General features: G+C 37.4%; 10 protein-coding genes and 1 riboswitch. Of the genes, 2 read left to right on the plus strand and 8 right to left on the minus strand.

Annotation, left to right across the window (positions count from 1 at the left end; genetic code table 11):
* Positions 1-20: 20 nt before the first annotated feature.
* From QNH43_RS15020 to QNH43_RS15040, 5 genes are all read right to left on the minus strand, one after another.
* The gene (locus tag QNH43_RS15020; RefSeq protein WP_283914746.1) at positions 21-980 is read right to left on the minus strand and encodes a DUF4822 domain-containing protein; all 960 of its coding nucleotides are present in this window, start codon (positions 978-980) and stop codon (positions 21-23) included.
* An 81-nt stretch (positions 981-1061) separates the two neighbouring features.
* A complete protein-coding gene (locus QNH43_RS15025) occupies positions 1062-1763 on the minus strand; it encodes an ankyrin repeat domain-containing protein (RefSeq protein WP_283914747.1) in 702 nt (233 codons plus the stop codon).
* 260 nt (positions 1764-2023) lie between these two features.
* Positions 2024-2710: a response regulator transcription factor gene (locus tag QNH43_RS15030; RefSeq protein WP_283914748.1), complete on the minus strand. Its 687-nt coding sequence runs from the start codon at positions 2708-2710 to the stop codon at positions 2024-2026.
* Entirely contained in the window at positions 2707-4155 is a 1449-nt protein-coding gene (locus QNH43_RS15035; protein ID WP_283914749.1) for a sensor histidine kinase, read from the minus strand. The genes QNH43_RS15030 and QNH43_RS15035 overlap by 4 nt, the downstream gene beginning before the upstream one ends.
* A 766-nt stretch (positions 4156-4921) precedes the next feature.
* The gene (locus QNH43_RS15040) at positions 4922-7183 is read right to left on the minus strand and encodes a metallophosphoesterase (RefSeq protein ID WP_283914750.1); all 2262 of its coding nucleotides are present in this window, start codon (positions 7181-7183) and stop codon (positions 4922-4924) included.
* A gap of 665 nt (positions 7184-7848) precedes the next feature.
* A riboswitch (Lysine riboswitch) is annotated at positions 7849-8027 on the plus strand.
* A gap of 133 nt (positions 8028-8160) precedes the next feature.
* On the opposite strand from QNH43_RS15040, the gene dapA reads away from it, so the two are divergent.
* The gene (gene dapA / locus QNH43_RS15045; RefSeq protein ID WP_283914751.1) at positions 8161-9048 is read left to right on the plus strand and encodes a 4-hydroxy-tetrahydrodipicolinate synthase; all 888 of its coding nucleotides are present in this window, start codon (positions 8161-8163) and stop codon (positions 9046-9048) included.
* Between the two features lie 373 nt (positions 9049-9421).
* Here the strand turns inward: dapA and QNH43_RS15050 are convergent, their stop codons facing one another.
* Entirely contained in the window at positions 9422-9913 is a 492-nt protein-coding gene (locus QNH43_RS15050; RefSeq protein WP_283914752.1) for an Lrp/AsnC family transcriptional regulator, read from the minus strand.
* A 253-nt stretch (positions 9914-10166) separates the two neighbouring features.
* Between QNH43_RS15050 and QNH43_RS15055 the strand changes: the two genes are divergently transcribed.
* Complete coding sequence (locus tag QNH43_RS15055; protein ID WP_283914753.1) at positions 10167-11081, plus strand: DMT family transporter; 915 nt, start codon at positions 10167-10169, stop codon at positions 11079-11081.
* Between the two features lie 134 nt (positions 11082-11215).
* Here QNH43_RS15055 and QNH43_RS15060 read toward each other — a convergent pair whose 3' ends face one another.
* Entirely contained in the window at positions 11216-11923 is a 708-nt protein-coding gene (locus tag QNH43_RS15060; RefSeq protein ID WP_283914754.1) for a DNA alkylation repair protein, read from the minus strand.
* A 394-nt stretch (positions 11924-12317) separates the two neighbouring features.
* Positions 12318-13880, minus strand: a complete 1563-nt coding sequence (sdaAA, locus tag QNH43_RS27645; RefSeq protein ID WP_349654771.1) for an L-serine ammonia-lyase, iron-sulfur-dependent, subunit alpha — start codon at positions 13878-13880, stop codon at positions 12318-12320.
* Between the last annotated feature and the right edge of the window lie 37 nt (positions 13881-13917).

Here is a 13917-nt window from a genome sequence, read left to right on the forward strand (position 1 = left end):
TATGCAAAATCCCTTTCTTTTTATTTAGTTGATTTTAGTTTCAAATCACCCTCATAAGGTATATGTTCAACCGTTATCGTTATATCTTTTCCCTCTTTATCTTTACCGATTCGTTTATAAGTGAATTTATGTTCATTAAGCTCTGTAAGTTCAAGAACTGCACCATACTTATTTTCCCCTTGTGAAGCAAGGGCTCTTATCTTATTTCCATGAACAACATCGTAATAGCCGTAATCACCACGGCTTTCACCGGTTTTAGCATCAAAAAATTCATACTTATTTGTTTTATCATCATATTTTGCCAGTCCTAAATAATTCGAGTTATAGCTTGAAACATCATTTCCCTTTTCGTCCAACGCCACTGTTCCTTGCCATATGGTGCTGGATAAAATTTTGTCTCCATCAACGTCTGTATCTACTTCCCCAGTGTAAGTTTCCAAAGTCTTATCTGGATCAGTAAAAGAAAGTTCTGTTTCAGTATAAGGAATATGATCAACAAACACTTCTACATCATTACCATTAGCATCTTTTCCCATTCTTTTATAGGTAAACATATCCTCATTCAGTTCTGTTATTTCAACAACGGCTTGGTAACCCATTGATTCTGAAATTAACACTCGCATCTTTCCATTTGTGATAAAGAAAGTACCTTTATCACCACGACTTTTTTTAGTATTTTTATCAAAAAATTCATATCTCGATGAATCATCATCATACTTCGCTAGACCAATAAAGTTTGCATTCTCCTTAGTTAAGTCATTATTATGCTTATCATAAACTTTTGTTCCTTGCCAATTCGTGCCACTAAGAATTTTAGTCATTTCCTGTCCTGCGGTTAACTTACTTTCTTGTTTACTCTCTTTAGCAGTTTGTTCATGCTTCTGAGCACTTTGAATGTCTTGTGCGTTTGTGTTGCATCCTGTTAAGGCCAATGTTAACCCAAGTAGTATAGATGATGAAATTTTTGCTTTTTTGTTCATTTTTTCGTCTCCTCAATATATTATGGTTGTAATTAATTAGTAGTGAAATGACATTTCAAATTGCAAGTATCGGCGATCCGGTCATTTTGCTCCTGCGGATAGTAAAATTTGTTCAATCTCTTTAAACCCTTTCTCGCGGGCATGTTGTAAAGGTGTGATACTACCATTATCAGGGATGTTGACATCTGCCCCATGATCTATGAGCAATTTCACTGTTTCCTGCTGTTTTCCATCACCATTATTCAAAATGATGGCTTCTAGTAAAGCTGTCCAGCCAAGATCATTTACATGATTCACATCAATATCGGTTTTAGTAAGGAGTTCTTTGATAACCTCCACATATCCATGTTCCGAAGCAGGGATTAAAGCCGTTCCTCCATAACGGTTGGTAATAGACGGGTCGGCACCTGCTTCAATTGCTAATTTAAGTATATCTACATAACCTTCAGCACCGGCATACAAGAAGGGGCTATTTTTCATGTCATCCTGAATGTTGACGTCTGCACCCGCTTCAATAAGGATTTTTGCAGTCTCTACATCATTGTTATAAGTCGCAATCATAGTTGCGGTTCGTCCTTCCGGGTCCTGTGTATTAAGATCAGCACCTTGCTCTATCAAACTTCTTATTCTATCCGTTTCATTTCGTTCTACAGCTTGAATCAGTTGTTCATTCATTCCCTTTCCTGTCTCCTTTTCTTGTTTATTTGGCTCTGCTTCGTTATCTGGGACACAGCCTTGAAGGATGAAAAGGCATCCGATGACAATCGTTAGCCGTCTCAACATGAAACACACCATCCTTTCCCCATTTGTACATCATCTGCCCGCACCAAAAGGGCTTGTTCTAAAAAGCTTTTTCAGGTTGCATGAGGATTTTATCTCCCTTTTATTTTTAGTAGCTTACTTATTCCGTCTTCATTATATTAGTGCCTAATCTTAAACTCCCTCTAAACAATTTCTTAAAAAATGATTAACTTATTCATAAAATTTCTTAATGTTTATAAAAAAATCCCGCCACTTTCGTGACGGGTCTTAAACCATACTATTTAAACATTGAAGCGATACCCTGCTCCCCAAACGGTTTCCAAAAATTTAGGATGTGCGGGATCCCTTTCAATTTTTTCACGTAGTTTCCTGATATGGACGGTGACAGTCGAAACATCTGCAGCCGATTCCAATCCCCAAATATTTTCATAAAGCTGTTCTTTGCTTAATACTTGATTCGGATGCATGACAAAAAACACTAAAGTATCGAATTCCTTTGTTGTAAACGGGACCATCTCTCCGTTTATGTGAACTCGACGTGCAGACTTATCTATTGAAATGCCATGAACAAAGATTGAATTGGATTTGGGGTGACTTCCTGATAAACGTTCATAACGCGCTAAATGCGCTTTCACTCTTGCAACTAGTTCACTCGGACTAAAGGGCTTTGTAATATAATCATCTGCCCCTAAACCAAGCCCACGAATTTTATCAATATCTTCCTTTTTGGCGGATACAAACAATATCGGAATATTATGGACAGCACGTATTTGTTTGCATATCTCAAATCCATTCAATCCTGGAAGCATGATGTCCAAAATGATTAAATGATAATTTCCTTGAAGGGCCTGTCGGAGACCTGCATCACCAGTATGTTGAATATCGACACTAAAATCATTTATTTCCAAATAATCCCTTTGCAATTCAGCAATACTGACTTCGTCTTCAATAAGTAATATCTTTTTCACTTTTCCTCACCTTTCTTTATGGAAAAGAAGACACTTGTACCTTTTCCTATCTCGCTAGTAGCCCAAATATCTCCTCCATGTTCGCCGATAATTTTTTTTGCGATCGCAAGTCCTAAACCACTTCCACCTGTCAGAGAATTTCTAGATTGCTCAGCACGATAAAAGCGGTTAAAAATATAAGGCAAAGCAGAAGACTCTATTCCATAGCCATTATCAGTTACTTGTACTACCACATCATACAATCCTTCATGCAGAGAAATGGAAATGTGTTTTTCCTCTTTATTCATATACTTTACACAATTACTGATTAGGTTGGCCAATACACGTTTTAGTTTCTCTCTATCCGCTGTCACGTATATCGGTTTATGCAGCTGTTGAAGTTCAATCTGGATTCCTTGTTGAAGTAAATCCAGTTGAAGTTCATCTACGTAGTCTTTTAAATATTTATCTAGTCTGACCGATTCAAAAGTGAAAGGTTCTTTTTTTAAATCCAGCTTGGAAAATAAAAACAATTCATCTATCAATGAATCCATATCCCTTGCTTTTAGGTATACAGTCGATAAGTACTTGTCCATTTTCTGCGGGGTGTTTGCTACTCCGTCTTTTATCCCCTCAACATATCCCATAATCGAAGTGATCGGTGTCTTCAAATCATGAGAAATATTGGAAAGAAGTTCTTTGCGATTTTCCTCATACTGAAGCTGAAGGTTTACGGACTCTTTTAACTTTTTTCTCATTTCCTCAAACTCCCTATTCAATTGTCCGATTTCATCATTCGATGTCGCTTTGATTTCAAAGTTTAAATCTCCTGATTTTATACGCTCTGCGCCTTCTTTAAGTACTGAGATAGGTTTGATGATGCTTCTTGAAACTAAATAATTCAAAAGTCCAATAATCATTACAAGCAGTAATAACAATAGCGCGAATAAAATGGGAAATGACTCGCGAGTCAGCTCGGCATAGGAACTTGCCTTTCTCAATACAAAAATACTTCCTTCACTTTTATCCGAAAAATAAAAATCAAACTTCACATATGTGAAAAAGGAGTCTTTCATTCTGATTGTGTCCCGCGTATTGATGTTCGTTTCTTCGAACATGGGAAGTGATTGAACCAAGCCTAGCTTATCAAGTGTGGGGGACGTATACTCTATGTTATTACCTTTTCTAACGACAATCTTAATATCTCTATGTTCAATCTTCTTCAGCTGTTCTTCGTTCAGAAGCTGCTCTGGATTATTTTTTGCCAAAAGCTTTAAATCGAGAAACACACTTTCTTCTACTGCAGTCAAAGGTTTTTGGAGATAAGATTTTTTGTATAAATGCTCTATCGATTTTATATCACCTGTTATTGCAAAAATAAGTAAAAATCCAGCTGCTAAAAATAAAGTGATGGAAATAAGAATTACGCCAACGTAGGACAACAGAAATCTCATTTTAATTGACAAATTTTTTCACCCCATATCGATCTCTCGTTTACTCTTTTATAGAAAAGTTCACTGTTTATCTGCTGTTCTTGCATGAAAAATGTTTCCCACGATAATTTTTCTTAGAACTAAAAAAAACATATCACACAAATATTAAAATTTTCTAAAATACATAGAAAAAAATCCTATTCAATTGTCGGTCTACAGTTTTTTTATTTAGGCTCTTTTCGTAAAGATTGTTGTTTTAAAAACGAAACGATTTAAGGTTGATTGGAGCGGAAGTGCGAGACTCCTGCGGGAGCAGCGGGACAGGTGAGACCCCACAGGCGTTCACGCCGAGGAGGCTCACCGCCCGCCCCGTGGAAAGCGAGCATCTGGAGGGGAAATCAACCACACCGCATTATTTGGTAAATAGCAACAAAGTATACGAAAACAGCCTTTATTTAAAAAACGTTCCTGTTGTTTTCAGAAATCCGCTCCCTTTCCGCGACTGTCCGCCAAGCCTCCTCGCCGCAAGCTTCTCGGTGGTCTCGGCTAGCTAGTTTTTTGTTATAATATTGGTTTTTCACCCTACCTTTTATAATAATGGAATGGTTTATAAATTATCCAAGAGTTAAATAAAGCTCCCTTCAATGTTATTAAATTAATAACTATATCTTCATTTTGATGTATTATCTTAACAAAGATACGAAATAAATGAGTGATAAACAAAGAAAAAGCAAACTTACCTCATAAGGAAAGTCCGCTTTTAACTAATACAAATTTTTAAAAAGTTCACCTGTTCTTCTCATTCATTTGGTGAAACGATCATTTGGTCATCCAATCTAATATCGTCAATCGACCAAAACCAATTATTTTTAGCATTATGCATTCTCCATTGTACTTTCATCGAAGAAGCACCTTCAGGAACCTTAACCGATTTGACTTCATACTTATTCAAAACATGTTCATTTTTATTATCGGAAGCAGCTTTATTGTCATAAACGAGAACTTGTTGTTTTTCCCCATTATCAAAGACAGCAGTCACTTCAGCTGTTTGCGTTCCTTCTTGTTTATAATGGGATGCAAATCCTAAGTATAGATCTTTTGCACCATCAACTTTTACAGAAGGGGAAGTTAATGTACTATCAAAAAAGCCTTTTGATGATGGTGAACCGTTATCATCCCATTCATCAGGATCCGCTACAGCTATAACACCTTGCCCAAGCTCAAATTTGTTACGATCTTGGTCTTCTGCTTTTGTCCAAAAGTCCTTTGTTGTGAAACTCCAACCTTGCCACTCCTCTGTACCAGTTGGCATATTTGAGCCATTTGTAATCGACCAGCCGTTAGGAGCTGTATGGCTCCAACCGAGAATGGAACTTGGAATGTTTTCATTCACTGCTGGCTTTAATGCAGACTCTAATTGGTCAAAACTTTCTCCAAGCATCATGTTTACGAATACATTTATATTCTTGGAGCCAATTTTTTGGCCGCCTTCGTAAGCTGTAATCGTGAATTGTGATGAACCGGAACTTTCCTTACTAGGTGTAGCTTTTATTGCCAATGTTTTTTCTTCAGTTCCTGAAAGCTCATACTCAAGTTCAGTGTGCTCCACACTCCAACCTTCAGGAGCAGCAACTTTAATTTTCCCTTTCACACTGCCATTTCCATAATTTTTCATCTTCACTTGGAGTGTAGTCGATTCACCTGAGGTTACTAAAGAAGGGGAAGCTTGTGCTGAGACCATTTCCAGGGCTTTTGTCTGACCTTCAGCCAGTAACCCCTTTTTACTGCTATTGTTAAATGAATCTAGTGCTTGTACCTTAATTTCATAATCCGTACCTGGTTTAAGACCAGATACAGGGAACTCTAAATTCTTTGGAACAGGATCAATATAGAATTCAGAAAATGCGATGAAGTCTGCGTCTAACTCCCCTGTTTCCTTATTTTTGGCTGTAATGTGATAAGAATGTACGAGCATGTTATCTTTTGCCTGTGGAAATGTAACATTTAAACTTTTTAGTGTCGATTTTTCTTTTACAATCGAAGCCTTGTCTTTAACTGCAAAAACCGGTGGTAACTGATCTCGATCGTCTGTATATTTAAAGTTATTTTTTTTAGAAGGATTTTTGATTACCCATGGTTTTCCTGCCCAATCGTCTTTATGAAAGTCACGTTTTTTAATGACAACTTCATTATTATAAACTTCTACAATCATACCTTGACTAATATCCCGATATCCTTCTGGATGAAACCCTTGAAGTTTGCCCGGCTCTAATTCCAAATAACTTACAGAAGACGTGCCAACTGACGTAAAGTCTTTTTGATGAATCGTTCTAGGGTCTTCAAGTGGATAATGAGAATGGCCTGAAAATGTAATAACTTGTGGATGTTTCTTTAATGTATCATATAAAAGTTCTTTATTTTCCTGAGTTCCCCATAAGTCACTTCCATACACAGTGTCTTTAATGTGTTGATGAAGAAAAACAAAGATTGGTTGGTCCGGATTCTCTTTTTCTGCTGCAGCTAACTTTTCGCCAAGCCAGTTAATTTGATTAACAGAATACAAACCATGCGTATTCCCATTTTCCGGACTTAACGTAATAAAATCATATCCATTTACTTTTTTATGATAGTAAAGAGAATCCATTCCTGTTTTCTCGAGAAAACGATCTTGTGCTTTTTCTACTGAAAGTCCATTCCAATAATCATGGTTTCCCATTGTAAACATGGATTGGACATCGCCTTGTTTCTTTTCATTATAAATGGAGAAGAACTTATCATACTCAGTAGCGTATCCATAGTCCGTTAAATCCCCAACGACAACAAAAGCATCCTGTTTAAGCGCAGCTTTGTTTAATTGATCCATGGCTGTTCTAAACTTGTTCATATCAGCAGATGATCCATCATCGATATGTACATCACTGATTACAGGAAAAACGAGCTCCGGTTTGCGTTTATTATCAGAATTTGAAGATTCCGAGAATGCTTGTACACTTGATAAAGAAGTTATTAATCCTACCGTTACAACTGTCAACATTGCAGCAAATTTATTTTTCGCTTTCAAAATCAATTCCTCCTATTTATCGTTTAGCCGCTTTAATTATGTAAGTATTTTGAAAAAAGACAAATATCCTCCTCATTTTTAAATTTTTATGTGTTTTACCAATTAAAATAGTAACTTTACATTATTAATAAAATATAGGTTCAGTGTAATTTAATTATTAATAAATCAATAAAGGCCTATGGCCAATATTCGTTCCATACACTTTTGGCTCATTTTTGGTAATGATTTGCCTTTGCTTGATGGGAATGGGGAACTATCCCTTAACTATGTAGTCATCCGAATTATGGTTATTACATTTGGTAAATGATTCCACAGTACATAGAAATACCAATTTTCATAGGGTGAATTCTGGAAGAAGGATAGGAGAGAGGTTATTATAAAAGGCGTTTTTAAAACGAAACGATTTAAGGGTGATTGGAGCGGAAGTGCGAGACTCCTGTGGGAGCAGCGGGACAGATGAGACCCCACAGGCGTTCACGCCAAGAGGCTCACCGTCCGCCCCGCGGAAAGCGAGCATTGGAGGGGAAATCAACCACACCGCATTACTTGGTGAATAGTAACAAAGTATGCGAAAACAGCCTTATAAAAAAAATTGTCCTTGCAATAAGAAGGATTCCTTGCTATATTACAGTCAATTAAATATTTTCTTACTTCATGCTTTTTGAAGTGAGGATAGAGGAGCAAAGACCATTAGTACACATTTTGAGGAGAATGAGATCCTATGACTATTGTGGAAAGGGGAATTTGCCGAAGCGGAAAGAATCTCATGTTCTTGAAGCTGGTTCTGCTATTGAATAAATGCAGGACTGTCATATAGGAAACTATATGGAGGGCTATCTTATGCGCGGAAACATTTTTTGATAAATATTGTTTCTACTGCAGCAGCGAATCCTCGTTGTTGCTTTTTTGCGTTTACTCCTGAATGGCCCTAACCACCTCTGAATTTTTATAAAAATTATACAAAAGGGTGTGAAGTTATGAATTTTGGCCAAGTTTTAACCGCAATGGTTACCCCGTTTAATCATAATGATGAGGTTGATTTCAATGCTACGAGAACTTTAGTAAATTATTTAATTGCTAATGGTTCTGATGGATTAGTAATAGCTGGTACAACTGGAGAGTCTCCTACATTAACTGCAGAAGAAAAAGTGGATTTATTCAAAATTGTTGTAGAAGTTGTTGATGGAAGAGTTCCAGTCATAGCTGGAACTGGATCAAATAACACGAAGGCTTCCATCAGCTTAACAAAACAGGCAGAGGCGGCAGGAGTCGACGGAATCATGCTCGTTACCCCATACTATAACAAGCCGTCTCAAGAAGGATTATTTCAGCACTTTAGTGCCATTGCCCATTCAACATCTTTACCGGTAATGCTTTATAATATCCCAGGACGAAGTGTTGTGAACATGTCAGTAGAGACGATTGTTAGCCTCTCAAAAATCAACAATATCGTGGCAGTAAAAGAAGCAAGTGGTGACTTAGATGCCATGGCACAAATCATAAGCAAAACAGCTAGCGATTTTACATTGTACAGCGGCGATGATGGGTTAACATTACCGGTTTTAGCCATCGGTGGAACAGGTGTTGTTTCGGTTGCCTCACACATAATTGGTAATGAAATGCAAGAAATGATCAATAGCTTTAAAAATGGTGATGTCCATGGTGCTGCCACTGCACATCGTAACCTTCTTCCAATTATGAAGGCATTATTTACTGCACCAAGCCCAGCACCGGTAAAATCAGCATTAAATATGCGGGGGGTAAATGTTGGAGGTGTCCGCTTACCAATGGTCCCTTTAAACCATGAAGAAAAAAGTGCACTACAAATAGCTCTACAATCTAGTAAAGTATATAACTTAATTTAAGTAAAATTAGAGAAAGATATTTTCATGAATGAACTATAATCGCATTTATAGTTCAACTTAGAAATGGATTTATATCTACTTATATAACTTGATGATGAATAAATGGCCTTTGTTCTCTTTGAGCAAAGGCTATTTTTTTGATAAGTTTTTTTATCCATCCCCCCTTTTATTTCATGGCCTGAAGTTGCTGTCCTTCATTTTGATCCTTGCTGTAGACTTGTATGTTTCCAAACTTACGGACTTCATTTTTTTATTCCATCTTCTATTTTTCTCTCTCTTGTTCTATCAAAAACCGTTCGTAAAAGTGTATGCAAAATCACTATCGTTTGAAAAGTATTTTAAAACTTTAATTACAGTTAAAAATAGGTGACTTTTACGAACGGGACTTTTCTTCCCATATAGGCAAAACTGTTGAATATTTAATTTCTCTAAGAGCTAGGCTAGTTTGAATTCTTGTTATGCCTAGTTTATTTAACTTTCTAATAAATATTTCCAATTCCTTCCGATCTTTGTTAGCCACTTTTAAAAGATAATCATACTCACCTGTTAAACAATGGCACTCTAATACTTCTGACATAGATGCTAATGCCTTCTCCAAAACTTCCAGTTTTTCAGCTTGATGTATATCCGTACTCATAAAAATAAAACATAATAAATCAAAACCTAGCTTCTCCTGGTTTAAAATTGCTACTTGTCCATTAATAAATCCTTCATTTTCCAAACGTTTTATCCTTGAATGTATAGCTGGCGGGGATAACTTGACGCGCTTTGCAAGCTCAGTATTGCTTAACTGTGCATCCTTTTGTAGTAAATCTAAAATTTGAATATCAACTTGATCCAGAACCTTGCTTACGATAGATTCCACTTATAATCACTCCTTTTACAATTGTTCCAAAAACGGTATCATCCCAATAACGAAACTTAATTTAATTCTGTATATTAGCAATATTTTTTAATATTATTTTAAGTTTCCTCTATTATACAAAATAATATATAAAGTAATGAACTAAAATGTTAAAATTAGTAGTAATTAATTATGAAAATTGAAATGTCATTGTGCACAATGGCTTCGATCTTTTTTCACTTAAACTGTGAAAGATGAAAAGGAGCAAAAAGATATGCAATATTATTATTTTTCGTTATTACTTTTAACAAGTTTATTATGGGGTGGAAACTTTGTCTTAGGAAAATCGCTTGTCGGTCATGCTTCTCCGATGACGTTGACGAGTTTAAGGTGGATCATTGCCATTAGTTGTCTTTTGCCAATTGTATGGTGGAAAGAAAGAAAGATATTTCCCCATCGAAGTGCAATCCTTCCTTTATTTTTGATGGGAATTACTGGTGTGGCTCTATTTAATCTATTACAATTTGCAGCATTAGAGAAAACATCCGCCACTAATGTCGGATTAATATCCACATTAAACATGATTTCAATTGCTGTTTTTTCATTTTTCTTTTTAAAAGAAAGAATTAATATTCTACAAATGTTTTCTATGTTTTTTTCGCTTATTGGCGTAATACTTGTACTATCAAAAGGAAATATTAATCTATTCCTTTCCTTACGGTTTAATACAGGAGATTTATATATGATGGCTGCTGTATGCGTTTGGGGAATATATTCCGTTTGTAGCAAATGGGCAATGATAACAACAACACCCATGATGTCTACATTATATTCTGGTATATTTGGACTTATAGTTCTTCTTCCGTTTAATTTTTCTAATTTTACAGTGTCTAATATAAATGCTTCTTTCATACAATCTATTTTATATACAGGCGTTATCTCAACTGTAGCATGTATGGTGCTTTGGAACATTGGTGTACAAAAATTAGGTGCAACAACATCAGGTATTTTCTTGAATTTTAATCCTATTTTCACTGCAGTTTTAGCCTATCTATTATTAGGTGAAAAAATTATTTGGGTACAAGGAATTGGTAGTGGTATTGTGATTATAGGCTGTTATTTGTTCTCACATTTTAAAGCCAAGGTGATTTTCAAAAAGAATTCTGGACAAACGCAGATTCAAGCATGATTTTTATTCAAAGTCTATAAACGTAATATCTCTCGTGATTAATTTTCTAAATATACTTAAAAGCCTGATCCAAGGTGGATACAGGCTCGTCTGTTCAAAAACTTCCGGATAAGGAATTAATAAAAAAGTGCTATTTAACATCTTACATATTTGCGTTTAAAACCAAGCCTTCCTTTATCGACTTCTTTTTGAATACTTTCGTAAGCATTTAGAAAACTGCTTTTTTTCTTGTCCCGTTTGACTTCTACTATTCCTATTGCCTTTGCAGTCTCGACTGCCTTTTCATGGAGTGGCAAATATGAAATCCCCACGGTGTATAGAAAATTATTCATAGCGGATTTCGTTCGTTCCGGCGAATCGTGAATCGTATTTTTCACATTATCAAGCATATTGGAAATCTTACTTTCTGAAAATTCAACGTCTAGCCGATTCCCTAAAAGCCAGCAGTAGCAGCTCCAGCCCGCTGACATTCTCAGCTCTTCACCGCTTGCGATCCATTTATCAGAAACTTCTTGCGCAATATCTGACTCTGCTAAAGTTACGGCCACTACATAATCGGATAGCATATAAAAATACGCAGCATCCATCCAACGATCATAATCCGACTCAGTCATGGCTTTTGGGTCTGCAATAATGCCTGCAAAGTACATTGCATCGTAGTTCCCCGTGGAATAAAGCTCTTCAGCTAAACGGTGACTTATTTTTATTTTCTTTGCAATTGGTTTCATAGCGCCTGTAGCTACCCCAAAAAGCGGCTCATGCGCACCATTGGATATGTACATTTTTTTAGTTCGTTCCTTGCCAAGGGCTTCAAGTTCCTGCATAACCATCTCTAAATTCATCGCTTAGCACTTCCTTCTTTTCGGAGTTTCCCCACTAATAATTTGCCCATCAAATATATCACCATTATCCTATAACAAACTACCATTTGTCAGCAAAAACTACCGCCTTAGCTCATGAGTATTACGCAGGAATCGACTTAATATATGCCGACTTTTTTTACTTGAATTAACTTAAATTCGTACTTTCACCTACGCTAAAAACACAACTGAGGAACATATTAGAAAAGCTTTCATGTAAAATAAACATCCTTCCTTTCGCTTGCTCTTAAGTTTATAGACAAAAAGCATTCGGAACGAATTAATTCCGAATGCCTTTTTTTGAATTTGATCGAATACCATGCTTTTTTGCATCAGCGGAAATACGATGCGAGCTTAATGGGTAATTATTAGGTAACTACTTTGTTTGAACCAAGATAATTTCGTCAATAATCGGAATCTCTCTTTTTAATAAGGATAGGAGAGTGTCTTCGATTGTATTGTCGATTTCACAAATGGTTATTGCAGCACCATTGATTTTGGAACGTTCATTGGCCATTCGGGCTATATTGAACCCGTTTTGATAAAGAATATCCGATAATTCGGCAATAACCCCTTTTTGGTCGGAATGGCGAATCACAAGTGTTGGCCGTTCTCCTGAAAATTTAAATGGATATTCATCAAATTCCTGAACCTCCACTTTACCACCGCCTAAAGAGCTGGCCAAAACCTTTACAGTACGTGTGACCCCTGACAATTCCACGAGGACGGTATTCGGATGATAGCTTCCAAGCACCCTTTTCGTGAATTCATATTGTAGGCCATTTTCTTCAGCAATATTTTTGGCATTTGGAATGCCATCATCCATGGTAGATAACCCTAGAACACCGGCTAATAGAGCCAGATCTGTTCCATGGCCTTGATAGGTTTCGGCGAAAGAGCCCATCAGCGAGAACGTTACATACAATGGATTTTCGTTTAATAGCTGGCGGGCAATATTACCGATTCGGACAGCTCCGGCTGTATGAGAACTCGAAGGACCAACCATTACGGGACCGATGATTTCATACGCACTTTGGTATTTAGCCGGCCCACTGCCACTCGTTTTTCCGCTTAGAATCTGCTTCTTTAATTTTTGCCCGGTCGGAGTTCCGGCGAGACCGCCTATCCCGGTTTCTCTCAACGATTCGGGCATTTGCTGTCCGACTTCATGCATCACATGAATCACTTCATCCGGTGGGATGACGCTAGATATCCCAGCTAAAGCCATATCTGCAGCAGCTTGGGCGGTAATTGCATGTAAACCGTTGCGGATGATGCACGGGATTTCCACCAGTCCAGCAACCGGGTCACATACCAACCCCAGTGAATTTTTCAAAGCAATTCCGACGGCATTTCCAACCTGCTTTGGTGTTCCACCGGCAAGCTCTACTAGGGTGCCTGCTGCCATTGCGGTTGCAGAACCGATTTCAGCTTGGCACCCGCCGGCAGCCCCTGATATCGAAGCTTTATTTGCAACAACCAAGCCAAGTGCAGAGGCAGTGAATATTGACTGTACAATCTGCTTTCGGGTAAATTTCCCACTGTCAAGGGCGTGAACAAGGACAGCTGGCAAGATTCCCGCTGACCCAGCTGTTGGCGTCGCCACAATCCGCCCCATTGCAGCATTTACTTCCGATACCGCGAGCGCATTTGCTGCAGCATTCAATGTTCTCGGATTGACAAAGGAATTCCCGTTTCGGGCATACTGATAAAGACGGTTTCCATCCCCTCCCGTCAAACCAGTACGCGACATGACTGGACTCTTTGTACCTCTGCGGACTGCCTCCTCCATTACAGTAAATTGTTCCGACATTTTGTCGATAATCGTTTCCCTGGAACAACCTTTCTGTTGCACCTCTGTTTTGATCATCAATTCCGAAATGGGTGTTTTCTCCTGCTCTGCTAGTTCAATTAACTCTTTCAAATTGGTAAAAGACATGTTATCACTCCTTAAAGAAGAAGGTTCCCACGCCGTA

It is taken from the genome of Peribacillus simplex, from assembly GCF_030123325.1.
Taxonomy (GTDB): domain Bacteria; phylum Bacillota; class Bacilli; order Bacillales; family DSM-1321; genus Peribacillus; species Peribacillus simplex_D.

What these genes read in the sequence shown, in the direction of transcription:
- QNH43_RS15020 (WP_283914746.1), bottom strand. Translation starts at nt 980, where the DNA reads ATGAACAAAAAAGCAAAAATTTCATCATCTATACTACTTGGGTTAACA.
- QNH43_RS15025 (WP_283914747.1), bottom strand. Translation starts at nt 1,763, where the DNA reads ATGTTGAGACGGCTAACGATTGTCATCGGATGCCTTTTCATCCTTCAA.
- dapA (WP_283914751.1), top strand. Translation starts at nt 8,161, where the DNA reads ATGAATTTTGGCCAAGTTTTAACCGCAATGGTTACCCCGTTTAATCAT.
- QNH43_RS15055 (WP_283914753.1), top strand. Translation starts at nt 10,167, where the DNA reads ATGCAATATTATTATTTTTCGTTATTACTTTTAACAAGTTTATTATGG.
- QNH43_RS15060 (WP_283914754.1), bottom strand. Translation starts at nt 11,923, where the DNA reads ATGAATTTAGAGATGGTTATGCAGGAACTTGAAGCCCTTGGCAAGGAA.
- sdaAA (WP_349654771.1), bottom strand. Translation starts at nt 13,880, where the DNA reads ATGTCTTTTACCAATTTGAAAGAGTTAATTGAACTAGCAGAGCAGGAG.